Origin of the sequence: Muribacter muris (assembly GCF_001038205.1) — a bacterium.
GTDB lineage: Bacteria > Pseudomonadota > Gammaproteobacteria > Enterobacterales > Pasteurellaceae > Muribacter > Muribacter muris.
The window spans coordinates 1-19,044 of record NZ_JWIZ01000030.1 but is presented as its reverse complement, the minus strand read 5'-3'; the positions used below and the strand labels follow the sequence as shown (position 1 = coordinate 19,044).

The following is a 19,044-nucleotide window of genomic DNA, read 5'->3' as shown; positions in this document are numbered from 1 at the left end:
GTAAATTTTTGTTAAAATCCGACCGCTTGTCTTTACCAAAGGAACAAAATGTTACGCAAATTTACCCAATATACGGCGTGGTCGGTCTATTTTAGCCTATTCGGGCTTTACGCATTTAGCCTGTGGGCATTATTTAACCATCACGACGGGCAAACATTTTGGTCTTTTGCCGAAACTGTGCAGTTGCTCGCTTATAGCGTACTGCAAGCGGGCATTTCTGCGACACTCTCGCTCATTTGGGGACTGCTGCTCGCGCGTGCTTTTTTTTATCTCAATTTTTCCGGTAAAACGTGGCTGTATAAATGGATCAGTTTTGCGTGGGCATTGCCTTCGTTGGTCGTAATTTTTGCGATTATTGGCGTGTGGGGACATTCCGGCTGGCTCGCTTCTTGGTTGGGATTTTTGGGCATTGAATGGCGGTTTTCGCTCTATGGCTTACAAGGTATTATCTTAGCCCACCTATTTTTGAACATTCCGTTCGTGGCAAAATATTGCCTTGAGGGGCTGAATTTTATTCCCAGCCATCAACACCAACTCGCCGCCCAATTAAATTTAACCGGTTGGCAGGCATTTCGGATTGTGGAATGGCAAGCGCTCAAAAATGTTCTGCCTTATGCTTTCACAAATGTGTTTTTGGTTTGCTTCACCAGTTTTCCGATTGTGTTAATGCTGGGTGGCGGGCCGAAATACAGTACCCTTGAAGTCGCTATCTATCAAGCGGTTACATTTGAGTTTGATTTTGCAAAAGCCGTTTGGTTGATTATCGTCCAAATCAGTGTCGGAATAGGCTTACAATTACTGATGGATTACGCCAGCCGGCTGTCCGAGCAGCCGAACCGAGCTGCCGGAATATCCGTTGCGATTTGGAAACCGACGTTGAACGGTTTTGCCCGAATGATGTTGCAATGGGTGTTGATATTAACGGTATTACTGATTATTGTGCCGATCATCAATGTGATCTGGACGGCTTTGTCCGTATCCGATCTTCTCTCTCGGTTGGCAAATCCGAGTTTGTGGCAAGCCTTTTTCTACTCACTGGTATTAAGCCTGATTGCTAGCGTGTTTGTGATCGGTATTGCGTATTTATTAGCCTTAGAAACCCGCCAACAAGCTTATCATCGCCACAAAATCAGACAGATTATTCTCAGCGGAATCAGCTCTTATCCGTTGATTTTTCCAGTCTTTATGTTGGCGGTCGGGCTATTTTTACTGCTGATGGACGTTGAATTAACCCCCTGCCATTTGTTGCTGTTGATTGGGGTATGTAACGGCTTAATGCTGCTGCCCTATATTTACCGTCTGTTATTTACGGCGATGTGGGAAGTGTTGGTCAATCAAGATAAACTTGCGCGCAGCTTGGGGTTGAGCGGCATTCGCCGTTGGTGGATTGTAGAAACATATTACCTGCGCCGACCGCTACGCAACGCCTTTGCGTTGGCAATGTCCGCCAGCTTAGGCAGTTTTTCGGTCATTGCCTTTTTCGGCAGCCCCGATTTCAGCACCTTACCCTATTTACTCTACCAGCAATTAGGCAGCTACCGTAGCGAAGATGCCGCTGTTACGGCATTGATCTTGATGGTTTGCGCCTTTTTGCCGTTTTTATTGATTGACCAAGAAGAAAGCCGATAATGATTCGTTTACACTTAGATTTTGATTACCCAGATATGCCGATGCAATTTGAGCTGAATGTTAGCCGTGGCGAACGTTTAGCGGTGATCGGTGAAAGCGGGGCGGGGAAAAGTACCTTACTGAATTTAATTGCCGGTTTTGATAAAGCCGACCGAGGCGAACTTTGGCTGGATAACCAAAACCATTTTGCCACCGAACCGGCTGTACGCCCCGTTTCAATATTGTTTCAAGATAATAATTTATTCCCACACCTCACTGTTGCACAGAATATCGGTTTAGCTTTAGTGCCTCGGCTGAGCTTCAGTGCCGATCAACAGCAGAAAATTGCCCATATTGCCGAGCAAATGGGGATTGCCGATTTATTGTCTCGGCGAGCGGATCAACTTTCCGGCGGGCAAAAACAGCGGGCGGCATTAGCACGCACTTTGTTACGGGATAGACCGATCTTATTGCTAGACGAACCTTTTTCCGCACTCGATCCGCAAAAACGCCTTGAAATGCAACAATTGGTCGAACAAATTTGCCGACAACGCCAACTCACGCTGGTAATGGTTACCCATCAATTTGAGGAGAGTGCCGCCTTATTTGATCGCTTTATTCAAGTTGAAAACGGCAGGATCGTATCACGCCCCTAGCCAAGCGGGCATTTTTTGAGTAATATGGATAATTTATTGATTTCATTTCATTCTTGCGAGGATTATTTTGCCAAACCGTGATTACGCTGCACGTGCTAAAAAAAATAAAAAAGGCACGAACCGTTCGCTGATTTTAGCCATTTTAATATTATTGCTGATGATGAGCGGGCTTGGACTTTGGGTGCTAAAAGAGAATGCCCCTGTTCAAACCATTCCAACACAAACCGTTGCCCCTTCCCAGCCGAAAAGTACCCTGCCTTCTCCGCCGGAAGAGGTATATAGCTATATTCGTGATTTGGAAACCCGTGAAGTGCCGGTGGATAAAAACTCCAAACTGGCTAAATTAACCAAGGAGCAAGAGCAGCAGCTCCAACGCCAAAAAGAAGAGGAGCAGCGTAAGCTACAACAAGTACAAGCTACTCAAGCACAGCCCCAGCCAAATGGACAAACGAAAGAAACAGCTTCTTCCGAAACCGATGCGGCTTTAGCCGAAGAGCTATCATTGAAAAAGGCAAAAGAGAAGCAATTAGCAGAAGAAAAACGCCAAGCCGAGCTGAAAAAACAGCAAGAGGCTGCTAAAAAAGCAGAACAGCAGGCACAGGTAAAAGCTCAAACCAAAGCAACTGAGCAAAACCCGAAACAAGAGCCAGCAAAAGTGGTTGCCAGTGCAGCCAAACCTGCGGATATTGCAAAACCGGCAGCGGGTAAATACGGCTTGCAATGTGGTGCGTTTAAAAATAAAGCGCAAGCGGAAAATATGCAGGCTCGCTTGGCAATGGCAGGCTATAATGCCAGAATTAACAGTAACGGTGAGTGGAATAGAGTGGTGATCGGGCCGATCGGCGACCGTGCTGCTACCTCGGCAGCACAATCAAACGCACGCAGCGTGGCGGAATGTTTAATCGTTGGAATGTAATCAATATAGGAGCGCATTATGCAGTTTAAAGATTATTTAGCCACCTTTCCCGACATCAGCCATTTGAGTGGGCTGGACGTATTAAATGCAAGTAGTGAGGCTGTTCACCATATTCCTGCACAGGAAGGTAAATTAGGCTCATTGAAACTTTACAACGCCTTAGCCGAAAAATTTGGCGGCACACTTGATAAAACAGCGGCATCACAGGGAATTGCGTGGTTTGCCGAACATCTTGAAGATGCTAAGCAAAATATCGGCAAGCACCCGAATATCGATTTGCTGTTAAAGGTGATTGAGCAAGATCTCACTTTGCAATTACAACCTAACGCAAAGTAATTTTTAGATTTGAGGAAAGGGACACATTGTGTCCCTTTTTTGTGGTTAGCGATAAACAATCTCCGCCATTTGTGCGATTTCCGCCTGTACCGGACGTGAAACTTGCAGGCAATTTTGGCGATCTTGAATAAAGAAACGGGAGGTGAGCACTTTCTCGCCGTGATTGAGGAAAATCTCCACAACCGAACGATCGAAAAAAAGCTCAATAGACTGCAAATCTGCTATTTCGCACTGCCGTAGCGTACCAAATTCCGCCATCAACGCCGTTTGTGTCGTTTGGCTGCGATCAAGGCTGACAATGCCGTTTTCATACCTCAGGTTGAGATGTTGCCCTTGTGCATTGTTAAAGAACTGAATAGCAAGCGGTTGGTTTTCAACAGTAATTTGCAAATAGGCGGTATCTAAGCCGTCAAGGTGTACAATTCCTGCTAATTGATGTGATTGCTTTTCCCCTAATTGCGCATAAATTTGTGCAATCGGTTGTTGGTAAAGCCGCCCGTTTTTAACTTTCAACTGACGTGGCATTGTGAGCATTGAATGCCATTTATAGTCATCGGTCGGGTAGGTCAGATCCGGCAGCCCAACCCAGCCGTACAATATCCCGTGTGCATTCTGAATGGTTTGCGGCGCATAAAAATCAAAGCCGTAGTCCAGTTCTTCTATATGCTCGGCGTGTAGCGTTGTGCCCTCCAGCTTGCCCAGTGCATAGGTGGCGTGGTAATTGTTTTGGAAACGTTTTGCCTCCCGTGCTTTTCCTTGCGGCGACCAGATAAACAGATCTTTGCCGTCTAACTGGAACAGATCGGGGCATTCCCACATAAATACCTTATCGTTATCAAACGGTACAATCGCTAATTCAGACAGTAAACGGGGGGTATCCGTTAAATCCGCCATTTCATACAGTAATGCCGTGCCGCTGAGATCTTGCCGTTGTGCGCCTAACACAAAGCGAATTTTGCCTTCTGTGGTGATAAAGGGCTTCGGATCACGGACGTGTTCCGTGTAGCCGTCAGGGGCGCGATCCATAATACAACGCTTTTCCAACAATTTCCCCGATTTGTCAAAAATCGCAATATTTTGGTGCGGAATACGCTGATTATCGCTCGCTCGGCGCGTATTGCCCGTATAAAACGCTACAATCTTGTCTTGCCATAAAATCGCCCCGCCCGAGTAGCAGCCGTGGGATTCAAACAGCTCATCGGGGATCAACATATCGGCAGCGGTAAAGGTTTGAAAATCGGTGGTGGTAAAATGTTGCCAATGTTTCATTCCGTGTATGGCGTCAAAGGGAAACCATTGGTAGAAGATGTGGTATTTCTCGCCGTCAAAAAGTAGCCCGTTCGGATCGTTTAATAGTCCTGTCGGGGCGGCAAGATGATAACGGGGGCGGAAATCTTTATCTTGTTCAACTTGCCGGCGAATATGGTCTAGCTCGCCGTGCGTTTGTGCGTGCAGGCTTTTGTATTTGCCTTGATTAAAAATATGCATTGTCATCTCCGATAAGAAGTGAATGCAAGCGGTGCGTTAAATAGACTATTTTGCAAAAAATTGGCTTTAACAGACCGCTTGTCAATAGGTTATTGGGCTAAAAATGCTTCGAGTTGCGCTTTATTCGGCAGGGCGGACATTGCCCCTTTTGCCGTTGTAGCTAATGCGCCGGAGGCATTGGCTTTGCGGATTACCTCAACCAATACGCTTTCTTTTTGCCAGTCGCCGACATCGGATAATCCCGCCAGTAATCCGCTGACAAACGCATCGCCTGCACCAGTGGTGTCAATCGGCTCTAACGCTTTGCCTGCCACGGTTTTACGGATGCCGTTGAGGTGGAAAATCGCCCCGTCTTTGCCCAACGTAACAATGATCAGTTTTTGCGGATACTGCGCTGTCATTATTCGGGTAGCGGCTTCAAGGCTGGTTGTGTTGGTGAGTAAGGTTAATTCTTCTTCGGAGAATTTCAGTACATCTGCCATTGCAACCACTTGATTGACGACTTGCTTCATCTCTTCAAGGGATCCCCACAGGGATTCTCGCAAATTCGGATCAAACGAAAAATAGCCGCCCGCCTCTTTGATGCGGCGAATTGCCTCAAGGGTGGTAGAGCGGGACGGCTCGTTGATTAAAGCAATCGAGCAACAGTGTAGGAAATCGCCCGATTGGAAATGGGGTAAATCGCCGATTTCTAGAAACTGATCGGCACTCGGATTGACCATAAACGTAAAGCTACGTTCGCCCTCATCTAACCCGACAATAACGGTGGAGGTGCGTTGCTTGGGATCTAAAATCATCTGATCGGTATTGACATTCTCCGCCTGCAAGGTTTGCCGCATAAATTTGCCGAGCGGATCATTGCCGACTCGCCCGATAAAGCCGGCTTGACCGCCTAAACGGGCAACGCCGACAGCGACATTTGCCGGTGCGCCGCCGGCACAGCGTAAATAGTGATGTTCGCCATCGGGAATTAAATCTACGACCGCATCGCCTAATACCCAAATTTTACTCATAAATGTTGCCTTTTTAATCGTGAAAAATTGGGTGAAATAGTAGCTAAAACGGTTTAGTTTTGCAATTTGTGAAACTGTTTCGGATCAAAATTTAATGTTTTTTTACTGATTTCCGACAACGGTTGCTTAATAGGGGATAGATTTGGGGATTTTTGTACCTCTTGGTAAGGCACCGTTGGCTTTAGGTAAAAAGGTGTCGCGTGAGGTTGTTTTGTCGGGAGGGTAAAATCGGTGTGCGTTTTGTTTAAGGCAACCATCAATAATGCACCGGCAAGAGCAATGGGGGCTTCGATCGCTGTATTTTGCTCGGCACACCGCCCGAAAGGGCATTGTGCTATGTTATCCGGCGTTTGCGGTTTGGATAAACGTGTTGTTTCACTCGGTGCGCAGCCGACTAACAAAGCCATACTGTAAAGTATCAAATATAATCTAAACATCATTTTTACCTGTTTGTCTAAAAAAGAAAGGACGCATTATGCGTCCTTTCGTTATACTTAAATTTTGGATTTATCCCGCACTGCACCTTTATCCGCCGATGTAGCGAAATGACCGTACACTTTCAAGGCAAATGATACTTCACGTTGGCGGTTTGCCGGCTGCCAGCCTTTTGCGTCTTGTTCGGCACGGCGTTGGGCAAGTTCCTCATCAGAGACAATTAGTTGGATTGAGCGGTTCGGAATATCAATGTTAATCGTGTCGCCGTCTTTCACTAAACCGATTGTCCCGCCTGCCGCCGCTTCCGGTGAGCAGTGTCCGATAGACAACCCTGATGTGCCGCCGGAGAAACGTCCGTCCGTGAGCAAGGCACAGGCTTTGCCTAGTCCCATTGATTTTAAATAGCTGGTCGGATACAGCATTTCTTGCATTCCCGGTCCGCCTTTCGGCCCTTCATAGCGAATAACCACAACGTGCCCCGCCTGTACTTTGCCGCCTAAAATGCCTGCCACGGCATCTTCTTGGCTTTCAAACACGATGGCTTTGCCGCTGAATGTCAAGATACTTTCATCTACACCGGCCGTTTTTACAATACAACCGTCTAATGCGATATTGCCGGAGAGCATCGCCAAACCACCGTCTTGACTATAAGCGTGGGTTTTGCTGCGGATACAGCCGTTTTCACGGTCGTTATCGACTGTTTCCCAACGAGTATCTTGTGAGAACGCTTGCGTTGTGCGGATACCAGCCGGGCCGGCACGGAAAAACCGATGCACCGCTTCATCTTGAGTCAGCATAATATCGTATTGGGCGATCTGCTCGGCGAGGCTCATTCCTAATACGGTACGGGTTTGGTTATTCAGTAAATTTGCCCGATCCAGCTCGCCGAGAATTGCCATAATCCCGCCGGCACGGTGTACATCTTCCATATGATATTTGGCGGTATTCGGCGCAACTTTACTCAAGCACGGCACACGGCGGGACAAACGGTCAATATCCGCCATTGTGAAATCCACTTCCGCCTCTTGCGCTGCCGCCAATAGATGCAAGACCGTATTGGTTGAACCGCCCATTGCAATATCCAAACTCATTGCGTTATCAAACGCCTCTTTGGTGGCGATGGCACGAGGGAGAACGGAAAAATCGTCCTGCTCATAATATTTTTTGCAAAGTTCGACAATCTGTCTGCCCGCTTGCAAGAACAGCCCTTTACGATCTGCGTGGGTGGCAAGGCAAGATCCGTTGCCCGGCAAGCTCAAGCCCAACGCTTCCGTTAAACAGTTCATTGAATTAGCGGTGAACATACCCGAGCAAGAACCGCAGGTCGGGCAGGCGGAACGTTCAATCGCATTGACATCGTCATCGGATACGCTTTTATCGGCACTTTGCACCATTGCGTCCACCAAATCAAGCTTAATGATTTGGTCAGATAATTTGGTTTTACCCGCTTCCATCGGGCCGCCGGAGACAAAAATGGTCGGAATATTCAGGCGTAACGCCGCCATTAACATACCCGGTGTGATTTTATCGCAGTTGGAAATACACACCATCGCATCGGCGCAGTGGGCATTAACCATATATTCCACCGAATCGGCAATCAAATCGCGGGACGGTAGTGAATAAAGCATTCCGCCGTGTCCCATTGCAATGCCGTCATCTACCGCAATGGTGTTAAATTCTTTCGCCACTCCGCCGGCTTTCTCAATTTCTGCGGCCACCAACTGTCCCATATCTTTTAAGTGAACGTGTCCCGGCACAAATTGGGTAAAAGAATTAACCACCGCAATAATCGGCTTTCCGAAATCGTTTTCTTTCATTCCTGTGGCACGCCATAAGGCTCTCGCCCCTGCCATATTGCGACCTTGCGTACTGGTCGCCGAACGTAATTTTGGCATAATCTCTCCAAGTAAAATGTTGTGTGCGTTATATTTTGTCAATACTGACTGTTTTTGCAAAAAAAGCCTGAAAACAGACCGCTTGCCGATAAAACTGGGGTACAATAGTAGCAAAAGCCAAGGCGCTTATCTAGGATAAAAATGAGGAAGAAAAAATGTACGATTTTAACGCATTAAGAACCGAAACCGATGAAATTATCGCATCGCTGTTAGCGGACGGCAGCGATCCGGACGCACTTTATATCATTGAACATCACGTTGCCCACCGTGATTTCGATAAACTGGAAAAATTGGTGGTCGATGCCTACAAGCTCGGCTATGAAATTTCCGATGCGGAGGAAGTGGAGGAAGAAAACGGCAAATTGTTGTTCGTGTGCGATATTGTCTCCGAACTCAAACTGGATGCCGAGTTAATCACCGCCCAACAAAAAGAGCTGCTGCCGTTAATTGAAAAAGCCGGTGCGGAATACGAAGGTTGGGGAACTTATTTTGAAGATCCGAACGGCGAGGAAGACGAATACGGCGAAGACGGGCAATTTTTTGACGATGAATTTGACGAAGACGAGCCAACATCTCGCCACTAAAGTGCGTTGAAAATGCCCGATTTGACCCAATCTATCCCACATTCAATCTAATAAGGGGGCATTATGCCAATTTTGATTTTTGTTTTTGGGCTGTTTTTTTACATTTATTGTGAAATTTCATTGCTGGTTAGCGTGGGATCGAGCATCGGTGTATTCCCGCTGATCTTAGTGACGATCGCCATTTCAGCAATCGGGCTGTGGCTGTTAAAATTACGGGGTGTGATGACCGTCCTCCAGATCCGCCAGCAACTGGCACAGGGACAACTGCCAACGCAAGCGGTCATTTCCTCGGTCTTTTTTGCTATCGCCGGCGTGCTGTTTTTGATCCCCGGCTTTTTGAGTGATATTCTCGCCCTGCTGCTATTGCTCCCTTTCACCCGCAGCTTAATTCAAGGAATAGCCGTGAAAGCCTTTGCCGGTAAAGTAAAATTCCAGACCTTTAGCGAGCATCGCCCCGATCGTTCCAATACCACCTTTGAAGCGGAGTTTGAACGCAAACAAGACGAAGACAAATGGCTTAAATAATCTGTAATGAAACTCGTCCGTCTTGCTCTCCCCGTGCCGTTGGCACGCTATTTTGATTACCTTTTACCTGAACCGCTTCACGCCGAAAAAGGCGTGCGGGTGCGCGTGCCGTTTGGTCGTCAAGAGAAAATCGGTATTGTGGTCGATTTCCCAACCGAAACGGTAATTGCGACTGAAAAGCTCAAACCGATTTCCGCCGTGTTGGACGAACACAGCCTATTCAGCCAAGAAATGTGGCAGCTACTGGAATGGGCGGCGCATTATTACCACGCACCGCTCGGCGAAGTGTTGCACAGTGCGTTGCCAGTGAAGCTGCGTCAAGGCGAAGCGAATGTGCGAAACACGCCCGATTATTTTTCGGTTACCGATTTGGGCAGAACAGCGTTAAATGACGAGCGTTTGAAACGTGCTAAAGCCCAGCAACAATTACTGGCGGCATTAGCCGAATTTGCCGATTTTTTTGAAAAACCGACCGCTTGTAGCGCGTCTGCTTGGAAAGCCCTGCTTGAAAAGGGCTTGATTGCCCCCCACTCGCAGCCTGTTGCCCCGCACACTTGGCAAGCAACGTTAGGGGATAAGCCGATTTGCCACGCCGCGAACCGTTTAACCTTGAATAAACAGCAAACCCTTGTAGTCAGCCGCCTCGCTCACACACAGGGCTTTGGTGCATTTTTATTGGACGGCGTAACCGGTTCGGGCAAAACGGAAGTCTATTTACAGGTGATTGAAAGCGTGTTGAAGCGCGGGGAACAGATCCTCGTGTTAGTGCCGGAAATCGGGCTGACCCCGCAAACTATCCGGCGTTTTCAAGCACGTTTTAATGTTGAGATTGATGTCCTTCATTCCAACTTGAACGAAAGCCAACGGCTAAACGTGTGGCAACGGGCAAAAAACGGCGAAAGTGCGATTGTGATCGGTACTCGCTCCGCCCTGTTTACCCAGTTTGAGCGGTTGGGGCTGATGATTATTGATGAAGAACACGACAGCTCATTCAAACAGCAAGACGGCTGGCGCTATCACGCACGAGATTTGGCGATATTGCGTGCCAAACACTGCAACGTACCGATTATTCTCGGCTCGGCGACCCCCAGTTTAGAGAGCTTGCACAATGTGCAGAAAGGCAAGTTTGAGCGATTGTCGCTCAATGTGCGGGCGGGTAATGCCCAATTTGCTACACAACAACTGATCGATTTAAAACAACAACGTATTTTTTGCGGCTTATCCGAACGCTTATTGGCGGAAATGGCACGCCATTTGGCTCAGGGCAATCAGGTAATGCTGTTTCTTAATCGGCGAGGCTTCGCCCCTGTGCTGCTCTGCCACGAATGCGGCTGGATATGTCAGTGCGGCGCGTGCGATAAACCTTATACTTATCACCAAAAAAGCCGGATTTTGCGATGCCATCACTGCGCCGCCCAACAGGTTGTGCCTTGCCAATGTGCCGAATGTGGCTCAACCAACCTGCTGACGACCGGATTAGGCACGGAGCAGTTGGAACAGGTGTTAGGCGAGCGCTTCCCTGATTATCAAATTGCCCGTATCGATCGGGACAGCACCGCCAGAAAAGGCAGTCTTGAACAGCAGCTAAGCGATATTCAATCCGGAAAAAGTCAAATTTTGATCGGTACGCAAATGTTAGCCAAAGGACATCATTTTCCTAATGTAACATTGGTGGCGTTGGTGAATGTCGATGCCAGTCTGTTCTCAACGGATTTTCGAGCGGAAGAGCGGCTGGCGCAGCTTTATGTGCAAGTTGCCGGTCGTGCTGGACGCTCGACTAAACAGGGGGAAGTGTGGTTGCAGAGCCATTACCCCGATCACCCCTTGCTTAACAGCTTGCTCAATCAAGGCTATGCGGCGTTTGCCGAGCAAGCTCTCACAATGCGGCAAATAATGGGGCTGCCGCCGTTTTCCGCCCAAGTGCTATTTCGGGCAACGGGAAAAGAGAACCAAAAAGTTGCCGATTTTCTGCAACAACTGACCGCTTGCTTACAGCAGATCGGCGAGCAACAAGGGTTGGAGGGGCTTCAATTTCTTGGGCCAATGCCTGCACCAATGGCAAAAAAAGCCGGTCATTACCGTTGGCATTTGCTTGTGCAACATTCCTCTCGCACAATCTTGCAAAGGCTACTGGATCATTTCGACCGCCACCGAGCAGAGTTTATGCGAAATGATATTCGCCTCACTTTAGATATTGATCCGCAGGATTTGAGTTAAATGAAACAGGGAAGCGTCAATGCTTCCCTGTATTCTATAACCGATTCAGCCAGTCTAAAAAGCTCTCGGCTGCCATAAAGCCCGTAACTCTGGAGGAATTAAGCTCTTTGCTTTGTTCATCAAAGAAGAGAATAGTCGGTAGCCCTAAGACGTTGAAATGTTTCATCAATTCATCATTGGCAGGGGAGTTTTGGGTCATATCCACCTGCAAAACAACCATTTGTGCCAGCTTGGCTTTGACGTTTTGATCGGCAAAGGTGTATTTTTCAAACTCTTTGCACGCTACGCACCAATCGGCGTAAAGGTCGAGCATCACTTTTTTGCCGTGGCTGGCGGCAAGTTGCTGTTCCAATTCGGCTAACGATTGAATACGAGTGAAATGGCTTGCTGTTTGCTCGGTAGTCGTGTTGGTTTGCCAAACGAGATCCGTCCACGGTTTTGCACTCACGCATAATGCCGCTAGCATTAGCACCCGCAAGCCTTTTTGCCACCATTTTAGAGCGTTAAATTGTTCATTTGCCCAAACCAAGAAAGCGATTGCCAATGCCGACCACATCAACGGTTCGGCATTGGTTGGCAATACCCTTGAGAGCAGAAAGATTGGCAGTGCTAACATCACAAAGCCGAATATCGTTTTGACTTTGAGCAGCCAATCGCCCGATTTCGGCAAAATGCGGTTACCGAATAGCGTAATCAGCACCAACGGAATGCCCATTCCCAACGCAAGCAGATAGAGTGCCAAGCCGCCGGTGAGTAAATCGCCGCTTTGCGCCACATATAATAATGCCCCCGAAAGTGGTGCGGAGGTACAAGGAGAAGCGACCAGCCCCGCAATCATTCCCATTATAAAGACACTAACCAGCGAGCCGCCTTTTTGCTGTTGGCTAAGTTGATTGAGCTTTTGTTGCCAGCTATTTGGCAGTTGAATGGTGAATAACCCGAACATTGACAACGCCAATAGCGTGAATAAAACGGATAAACTGATCAATACCGGCGGGCTTTGCAAGGCGACTTGAAACGGCAAGCCGATCGCCGCCACAATCAAGCCGAGCAGGGTGTAGGTAAGCGCCATTCCTTGCACATAGCTTACACTAAGCAGTAATGCCCGCAAACTGTTCGGGCGTTGCTGGTTGCCGATAACGATTGCCGACAGCAGCGGCAGCATTGGCAATACGCAAGGGGTGAAAGCCAGCCCGATCCCTAAGATGAAAAACCAGAAAACGGATAAACGGTTTTCCGATAACTGCGTAGCCAAACGATCTTGCTCTGCCTGTACGGTCGGCATTTGCGTTTGTTGCGTTTGGGAAACGGTCGGTTCAACCGATGTGTTTGCAACATCGGCGCCGGAATTAACCGCTTGTGTATCAAGATTGAGCGTTACCGTTTCCGGCGGATAACAAAACCCTTTGGTGCAGCCTTGATAACGTACGCTCACCCGACTGTTAGGTTGCTGTGCAAGAATTGGCACGGGAACAGTTAATTGATTACGATAAATCGCCACCTCGCCGAAAAACTCATCTTGATGCGGTTCACTGGGCGGTAATTGCACTTCACCCAATTCAACATTTTGCGGCGTAATGACCAGCTCTTTTTTATAGAGATAGTAACCGTCAGCGATTTGCCAGTTCAACAGGAGCTGCTGATCGGATTGTGTCGAGGAAAATGCAAATGCCTGCTCGTTACTGAGAAATGTCGGCTTATTGTCAAACAAACCGGCACTGCTCGGCACTGCCCACAGCATCAAAAAGAGGGAAAAAAGTCGGATTAACATAGGCATTGACTGCGAGATTAAAATGGGACAAGTCTAACATTTTCGCCCAGTCCGGCTCAAGCGGTACGTTCGGCAGAAGTGTTTGCAATATGGCTATTGTACAAATCGATATTTTATGCAGAATGTCGGGACGCCACGTCGGCGTCCGTCTCATAATGGGTTGCGTTGTGTGCTGAAAAAGCGAAATTTGGCGCGAAAATAGCAAAAAAACGTGAAAAACCGACCGCTTGCGTATATTATCGGCAGACTATGCCAAGCCTTTTTTGATCCAGTAACGATATGGCGGGCTATCCGTTTGGCTGTCGAGCAACTGATGCTCCATAAATTCACAGAAGCTCGGAATATCACGGGTTGTAGCGGGATCGTCCGCAATAATCAATAAGACTTCGCCGTCTGCCATATTGCGAATGGTTTTGCGGGTGAGCATTACCGGTTCGGGGCAGCGTAGCCCAAGGGTATCGAGGGTTTGGTTAATGGTTAATTCAGTCATTTTCAGTCCGATAAGTTAAAGGTTATTCAATGCAGCAGCAATTTTCACACCATTGGGCACGCATTCAGCAACAGGTGCAAACCGCACTGGAATTGTGCCGTTTAGACGGTTTGTGGATTTACAGTGGTGCAGCTCAACGTTATTTTTTAGACGATCAAACTGCGCCGTTTAAAGTTAATCCCCATTTCAATTATATTTTTCCCGATCCGAATGCCGAGCAAAGTTGGTTGTTTTTAGACGGCAAAAGCAAGCCGAAAATCTACTATTTTGCACCGCAAGACTATTGGCACTGCACGCCACAGCCGCCGAGGGAAGCCTTTTTTGCCGATCAATTTGACTGGCATATTCTCACCGAGAGCCAACAGATGACGAGTTACCTGCATAATCCGCAATACTGTGCGTTTATCGGCAACGATCACGAGTTGGCGCAAGCCCTCGGTTTTCGTGAAATCAATCCGAAAAAGGTGCTAAATGTACTGCATTTTGCCCGTTCGATCAAAAGTGAATTTGAAATTGCGTGCATTTATCAGGCACAGCGTATTGCGTTGAAGGGGCATCGGGCGGCAAAAGCGGCATTTTTTGAGGGGAAAAGCGAGTTTGACATCAACCTAGCCTACTTGCAAGCAACCGAGCAATCGGACAACAATGTGCCGTACGGCAATATTGTTGCCCTCAATCAACACAGTGCGATTTTGCATTATACCAAGTTGGCGATGCAGCCGCCCGCACAACGCCACAGTTTTTTATTGGATGCCGGAGCGAGTTATTTAGGCTATGCTGCCGATATTACCCGCAGCTATGCTTTTGAGCCGAAAAGTGAATTTGCCGAATTGGTGAGCCGCTTGGATCAGTTGAAGCTATTGATCATCGATCAGCTTGAAGTGGGCTTTAATTATCTCGGCTATCATACCCAAATGCATAAATGGATTGCCCGGTTACTGCACGAGTTTGATTTTGTCCGCTTATCGCCTGATGATATTTTTGAGCTAGGGATTAGCCGCAGCTTTTTCCCGCACGGGTTGGGGCATTTGCTCGGTTTACAGGTGCACGATGTGGCGGGCTTTCAACAAAACGCCCGTGGCACGCATAAAGCCGCGCCGCAGGACTATCCGAGCTTGCGATGTACCCGTGATCTCGTCGAAGGAATGGTTTTGACGATCGAACCGGGGCTTTATTTTATTGAAATGTTACTCGAACAGTGGAAAAATCACCCGCTTGCCAAACAATTTAATTGGCAGAAGATTGAGCAGTTTAAACAGTTCGGTGGCATTCGCAGCGAAGACAATGTGGTGATCCGCGCTAACGGCGCAGAAAATTTAACCGCACGAGCCGCTCAATTTGGTTAGGTTTCAATAATTATTTAGAGAATTTGCATAATTATGCAATAATAAGCCCATTACAAGCGGTGTGATCCGCTGATTTATTTGCAAAATGAAGGACATTACTATGGCACTTTGGGGTGGACGCTTTAGTCAAGCAGCAGACCAACAATTCAAATATTTTAACGATTCATTACGTTTCGATTATCGCCTTGCATTGCAAGATATTGACGGCTCAATCGGTTGGGCAAAGGCGATTCACTCTGTCGGGATTATTGATGCCCAAGAGTTAGCCCAGCTTATTGAGGCTCTCAAACAGTTGCGTGCCGAAGTGGCACCAAACTTAGCTATTGTGCTACAAGAAGATGCGGAAGATATTCACAGTTGGGTTGAATTGCAGCTAATCAAACGGGTTGGCGATCTCGGTAAAAAATTGCATACCGGTCGCAGCCGTAACGATCAAGTGGCGGTGGATATGAAATTGTGGTGTAAAGCCCAAGTGCTTTCATTACAAGAATCGATCCGTGCTTTGCAGGCTAAATTGGTTGAAACCGCCGAGCAAAATCAACTCTCGATTATGCCGGGTTATACCCATTTGCAACGGGCACAGCCGATTACTTTTGCCCATTGGTGTATGGCATACTATGAAATGTTGGAGCGGGATTATTCCCGCCTTAGCGATGCTTATCGACGAATGAATACTTGCCCGCTGGGTTCAGGCGCATTAGCCGGTACGGCGTATGGGATCGATCGGGATCTGCTGGCACAGCATTTAGGCTTTGAAACGGCAACCCGCAACAGCTTAGACAGTGTGTCTGACCGTGATCATGTTCTCGAACTACTTGCCGCCGCCTCTATCAGTATGATGCACCTCTCTCGTTTTGCCGAAGATTTAATTATCTTCAACAGTGGGGAATCGCATTTTGTGGAGTTATCCGACCGAGTAACGTCCGGCTCTTCGCTAATGCCACAAAAGAAAAACCCTGATGCGTGCGAATTGGTGCGAGGGAAAACGGGGCGGGTGTTCGGCGCATTAACCGGATTATTAGCGACCCTGAAAGGCTTACCGCTTGCCTACAATAAGGATATGCAGGAAGACAAAGAAGGTATTTTTGATGCGATTGAAACGTGGCAAGCGTGCGTCAATATTTCCGCTTTGGTACTGGAAGACATTAAAGTGGATACCGAACGCACTAAAGAGGCGGCACAACAAGGTTATGCAAATGCGACCGAATTAGCCGATTATTTGGTTGCAAAAGGCATTCCGTTCCGTGAAGCGCATCATATTGTCGGCGAAGCCGTCGTTTATGCGATCAGCCAACGTAAAGCCTTAGAGGAATTGAGTTTAACTGAATTTAGCCGTTTCCACCCAGCGATTGCAGACGATGTATATCCAATCCTCTCGCTTGACTCTTGCTTGGCAAAACGTTGTGCCAAAGGCGGCGTTAATTTGGAACGCGTGGCTGAAGCGATAGCCGATGCCAAAACCCAGCTAATGTTATAAGCGGATAATCAAAACGGCTAACGTTGCTGAAACGTTAGCCGTTCTTTTATTTTTCAAATAAACGTTTGATCTCTTTTTCGTACAAATACACATTCACCGGATTGGTCGGTAACAGCGATTCAAGATACTCGTTTGCCCTTTCAACATACGCCTGATGACGTTTATCGTGATTTTCAATCACCTCCAGCAGCACTTTTGCTCCCTCAAAAGCATCAAATTGATCGTAATAATACCCCACGCCCTTAGGTAACAATTTAGAATTGTGAATAAACGGATAGCCGCCGTAGAGCGCATCATTATAGGCATAGTTTAGCCCGTTTTCCCATTGATGACTCAACACAATATCGACATAACGTGTCAGAAAATCAGGCATTTGATAGCGAGCTTCTACCGTCATTATATTGTTACCGACAATTTGGGTTCGCCCGATGAAATTAAAGAAGGTTGGATTGTCTTTCTTATCGTAAGTATTACAGGCATAGAAATGTTTAATCTTGCTCGGATCGGTGCGATAGGCTTGTTCACAAATCAAGATAGGCGTAAAACTGGTTTTAACTACATTGATATTCGCTTCAAAGCAAGCAATTCGTTTTGCCGTATCGTTGAGATTCGGTTGATAACCAAATTGCAAATTATGCGCCTCTTTCAACCGCTTGATCACCTTATCACAGAAAATCGGCGACCAAATAGCCGGTACAATAAATGCCGGGCTGTTGTACATTATGGAAAAGTAGGAGTAGCAAGTATTTTCGTGTTGCGGGATAAGCCAAACACTATCAAAAACCGTGCCGTTGAAGACCCGACCTGCTGGTTTGTCAAACAAAAAATACTCCATATCCATAATAAAATCATTCCCTATTTTATAGGCAACGATCTTCCCGCCGTGGGCGTGCATACGTTCACGTTGATTTGGTTCGATAGTGAGCGTACCTTCAATCAGCACATCTAGCTTGTCAATAACATCATCAATATAGGCAAATTTAAGTGAAAGATCCTCCAGCATAAATCCTGCCGGCGGCTCGGTGCGTTTTTCCGGCCCCCAAGAGACTAAAACTACCTCTTCAACAATGTCGGAATGTTGAAATAAATGGAACAAATGGATCACATTTTGATTTGCACCGTTTGCCCAAATATCTGTTACTTTATTTTCTAAATTAAAGGTAATACCGATTTTATATTTACGCATAGTCAGCTAATAGAGTTTTGGCTTTACACCGCAAGCGGTGAGATAAAGCAGATATTTTACAAATCTGATAAAAAATCACTCAGGCAGATGCCTGAGTGATGTTCAACCTATTATAAGATTATTTCCATTGATAACCGACACCGGCTCCAATATTGAAATCACCCTGTGTGGTCGCTGCGCCACTCATTTTAAAGATAACTTTATTGTTATCACTTAATTTCGAGTAGCCGACTGCAACGGCACTTTGCCCTTTGTAGTTCCCCACGCCGACACCAACCATATTAGCGCCCGCTTGCGTTACTTGAGGAATATTGGCAACGGCGGTTGCACCGGCAATCCCACCACGCAGCTTCTTATCGGTTTTTCTTAGCTCTTTACGAACGGACTCAACTTGACCTTTCACTTGATTAAGTTGATTCATATTTACCGCATCCGTGCCTTTCACACCTGCTGCAACATTAGTAATACGACGTTCTTTACCGACGCTACCGACTGAAACTGTATTTGGTTCATCGGCAACCGAATCTGCCCCTAATGCAAGCGAATTATCTGCTTTGGCTTTTGCGTTATGCCCCACCGCAACGGATTTTTTCGCTGTTGCTTTTGCATTTTGACCTAACGCACTCGCATTTTGTGCGGTTGCTTTCGCATTATTACCAATGGCGGTGGTATTTTCCGATGTTGCTTCCGAGCCGTAGCCAAGTGCCGTAGCATCTTTACCGGTAGCTTTTGAGCTATCTGCGCCACTATCATTATTTGCACTAAAGGCTGTCTTACCATCTTCACTGATCAAACCGGCATCTTCAATTTTCTGAGCGATATTTTCTGCTTTATCCGCAGAACCTTTTGCTGCATCTTCGGACGCTTTTGCCGCTGCTGCCGAACTGTCCGCTAATGATGCTGAACTAGAAGCTGCCGTTGCAGATGAATCTGCTCTAGTTGCCGAGCTACCTGCTGAACTTGCAGCAGAACTTGCTGCCGTAGCGGAACTTTCAGCATTACTTGCCGAGCTTGATGCTTCGCTTGCAGAAGAATTGGCAGCAGTTGCTGAACTGTCTGCGGCAGTCGCTGAATTTGACGCAGCTGTTTCAGAGTCTTTTG

General features: G+C 47.2%; 17 protein-coding genes. 9 read left to right on the top strand and 8 right to left on the bottom strand.

The window, feature by feature from the left end:
- The first annotated feature begins 48 nt into the window (after positions 1–48).
- The 4 genes from thiP (at position 49) to RO21_RS05660 (ending at position 3,516) form a co-directional block, all read left to right on the top strand.
- Positions 49–1,629 (top strand): thiamine/thiamine pyrophosphate ABC transporter permease ThiP, encoded by a 1,581-nt coding sequence (gene thiP / locus RO21_RS05675; RefSeq protein ID WP_047976828.1) that lies wholly within the window; start codon positions 49–51, stop codon positions 1,627–1,629.
- Positions 1,629–2,264 carry a thiamine ABC transporter ATP-binding protein gene (thiQ, locus tag RO21_RS05670; RefSeq protein ID WP_047976827.1) on the top strand — a complete coding sequence of 212 codons (636 nt, stop codon included), beginning with the start codon at positions 1,629–1,631 and terminating at the stop codon, positions 2,262–2,264. Before thiP ends, thiQ begins: the two co-directional genes overlap by 1 nt.
- Positions 2,265–2,331: 67 nt before the next feature.
- On the top strand, positions 2,332–3,180 hold the full coding sequence (gene ftsN / locus RO21_RS05665) for a cell division protein FtsN (protein ID WP_047976826.1): 849 nt from the start codon (positions 2,332–2,334) through the stop codon (positions 3,178–3,180).
- 18 nt (positions 3,181–3,198) lie between these two features.
- Positions 3,199–3,516: a DUF2322 family protein gene (locus tag RO21_RS05660; protein ID WP_047976825.1), complete on the top strand. Its 318-nt coding sequence runs from the start codon at positions 3,199–3,201 to the stop codon at positions 3,514–3,516.
- A gap of 45 nt (positions 3,517–3,561) precedes the next feature.
- Here the strand turns inward: RO21_RS05660 and RO21_RS05655 are convergent, their stop codons facing one another.
- The 4 genes from RO21_RS05655 to ilvD all read right to left on the bottom strand — a co-directional run bounded on the left by RO21_RS05655 (position 3,562) and on the right by ilvD (position 8,347).
- Positions 3,562–5,004: a glycoside hydrolase family 32 protein gene (locus RO21_RS05655; protein ID WP_047976824.1), complete on the bottom strand. Its 1,443-nt coding sequence runs from the start codon at positions 5,002–5,004 to the stop codon at positions 3,562–3,564.
- An 89-nt stretch (positions 5,005–5,093) separates the two neighbouring features.
- Positions 5,094–6,017 (bottom strand): aminoimidazole riboside kinase, encoded by a 924-nt coding sequence (locus RO21_RS05650; RefSeq protein ID WP_047976823.1) that lies wholly within the window; start codon positions 6,015–6,017, stop codon positions 5,094–5,096.
- Between the two features lie 53 nt (positions 6,018–6,070).
- On the bottom strand, positions 6,071–6,454 hold the full coding sequence (locus RO21_RS05645) for a hypothetical protein (protein WP_047976822.1): 384 nt from the start codon (positions 6,452–6,454) through the stop codon (positions 6,071–6,073).
- A 57-nt stretch (positions 6,455–6,511) separates the two neighbouring features.
- The gene (gene ilvD, locus RO21_RS05640) at positions 6,512–8,347 is read right to left on the bottom strand and encodes a dihydroxy-acid dehydratase (protein WP_047976821.1); all 1,836 of its coding nucleotides are present in this window, start codon (positions 8,345–8,347) and stop codon (positions 6,512–6,514) included.
- A 155-nt stretch (positions 8,348–8,502) separates the two neighbouring features.
- Between ilvD and rraB the strand changes: the two genes are divergently transcribed.
- The 3 genes from rraB to priA all read left to right on the top strand — a co-directional run bounded on the left by rraB (position 8,503) and on the right by priA (position 11,673).
- Complete coding sequence (rraB, locus tag RO21_RS05635; protein WP_047976820.1) at positions 8,503–8,931, top strand: ribonuclease E inhibitor RraB; 429 nt, start codon at positions 8,503–8,505, stop codon at positions 8,929–8,931.
- A gap of 63 nt (positions 8,932–8,994) precedes the next feature.
- Positions 8,995–9,456, top strand: a complete 462-nt coding sequence (locus tag RO21_RS05630) for an FxsA family protein (protein WP_047976819.1) — start codon at positions 8,995–8,997, stop codon at positions 9,454–9,456.
- Between the two features lie 6 nt (positions 9,457–9,462).
- Complete coding sequence (gene priA, locus RO21_RS05625) at positions 9,463–11,673, top strand: primosomal protein N' (protein ID WP_047976818.1); 2,211 nt, start codon at positions 9,463–9,465, stop codon at positions 11,671–11,673.
- 34 nt (positions 11,674–11,707) lie between these two features.
- On the opposite strand, the gene RO21_RS05620 is transcribed toward priA, so the two are convergent.
- Together RO21_RS05620 and tusA are read right to left on the bottom strand one after the other, a co-directional pair.
- Positions 11,708–13,444: a protein-disulfide reductase DsbD gene (locus RO21_RS05620; RefSeq protein WP_047976817.1), complete on the bottom strand. Its 1,737-nt coding sequence runs from the start codon at positions 13,442–13,444 to the stop codon at positions 11,708–11,710.
- A 247-nt stretch (positions 13,445–13,691) separates the two neighbouring features.
- On the bottom strand, positions 13,692–13,934 hold the full coding sequence (tusA, locus tag RO21_RS05615; RefSeq protein WP_047976816.1) for a sulfurtransferase TusA: 243 nt from the start codon (positions 13,932–13,934) through the stop codon (positions 13,692–13,694).
- A gap of 29 nt (positions 13,935–13,963) precedes the next feature.
- On the opposite strand from tusA, the gene pepQ reads away from it, so the two are divergent.
- Positions 13,964–15,280 (top strand): Xaa-Pro dipeptidase, encoded by a 1,317-nt coding sequence (pepQ, locus tag RO21_RS05610; RefSeq protein WP_047976815.1) that lies wholly within the window; start codon positions 13,964–13,966, stop codon positions 15,278–15,280.
- Positions 15,281–15,380: 100 nt separating this feature from the next.
- On the top strand, positions 15,381–16,757 hold the full coding sequence (argH, locus tag RO21_RS05605) for an argininosuccinate lyase (RefSeq protein WP_047976814.1): 1,377 nt from the start codon (positions 15,381–15,383) through the stop codon (positions 16,755–16,757).
- 46 nt (positions 16,758–16,803) lie between these two features.
- Here argH and RO21_RS05600 read toward each other — a convergent pair whose 3' ends face one another.
- Complete coding sequence (locus RO21_RS05600) at positions 16,804–17,943, bottom strand: DUF2827 family protein (protein WP_047976813.1); 1,140 nt, start codon at positions 17,941–17,943, stop codon at positions 16,804–16,806.
- A gap of 118 nt (positions 17,944–18,061) precedes the next feature.
- Positions 18,062–19,044, bottom strand: a 983-nt coding sequence (locus RO21_RS05595; RefSeq protein ID WP_241482411.1) for a YadA family autotransporter adhesin, incomplete at its 5' end; no start/stop codon positions are given.

What these genes read in the sequence shown, in the direction of transcription:
- RO21_RS05655 (WP_047976824.1), bottom strand. Translation starts at nt 5,004, where the DNA reads ATGCATATTTTTAATCAAGGCAAATACAAAAGCCTGCACGCACAAACG.
- RO21_RS05660 (WP_047976825.1), top strand. Translation starts at nt 3,199, where the DNA reads ATGCAGTTTAAAGATTATTTAGCCACCTTTCCCGACATCAGCCATTTG.
- RO21_RS05600 (WP_047976813.1), bottom strand. Translation starts at nt 17,943, where the DNA reads ATGCGTAAATATAAAATCGGTATTACCTTTAATTTAGAAAATAAAGTA.
- priA (WP_047976818.1), top strand. Translation starts at nt 9,463, where the DNA reads ATGAAACTCGTCCGTCTTGCTCTCCCCGTGCCGTTGGCACGCTATTTT.
- rraB (WP_047976820.1), top strand. Translation starts at nt 8,503, where the DNA reads ATGTACGATTTTAACGCATTAAGAACCGAAACCGATGAAATTATCGCA.
- RO21_RS05630 (WP_047976819.1), top strand. Translation starts at nt 8,995, where the DNA reads ATGCCAATTTTGATTTTTGTTTTTGGGCTGTTTTTTTACATTTATTGT.
- RO21_RS05650 (WP_047976823.1), bottom strand. Translation starts at nt 6,017, where the DNA reads ATGAGTAAAATTTGGGTATTAGGCGATGCGGTCGTAGATTTAATTCCC.
- argH (WP_047976814.1), top strand. Translation starts at nt 15,381, where the DNA reads ATGGCACTTTGGGGTGGACGCTTTAGTCAAGCAGCAGACCAACAATTC.
- tusA (WP_047976816.1), bottom strand. Translation starts at nt 13,934, where the DNA reads ATGACTGAATTAACCATTAACCAAACCCTCGATACCCTTGGGCTACGC.
- RO21_RS05645 (WP_047976822.1), bottom strand. Translation starts at nt 6,454, where the DNA reads ATGTTTAGATTATATTTGATACTTTACAGTATGGCTTTGTTAGTCGGC.
- RO21_RS05620 (WP_047976817.1), bottom strand. Translation starts at nt 13,444, where the DNA reads ATGTTAATCCGACTTTTTTCCCTCTTTTTGATGCTGTGGGCAGTGCCG.
- ilvD (WP_047976821.1), bottom strand. Translation starts at nt 8,347, where the DNA reads ATGCCAAAATTACGTTCGGCGACCAGTACGCAAGGTCGCAATATGGCA.
- thiP (WP_047976828.1), top strand. Translation starts at nt 49, where the DNA reads ATGTTACGCAAATTTACCCAATATACGGCGTGGTCGGTCTATTTTAGC.
- thiQ (WP_047976827.1), top strand. Translation starts at nt 1,629, where the DNA reads ATGATTCGTTTACACTTAGATTTTGATTACCCAGATATGCCGATGCAA.
- pepQ (WP_047976815.1), top strand. Translation starts at nt 13,964, where the DNA reads ATGCAGCAGCAATTTTCACACCATTGGGCACGCATTCAGCAACAGGTG.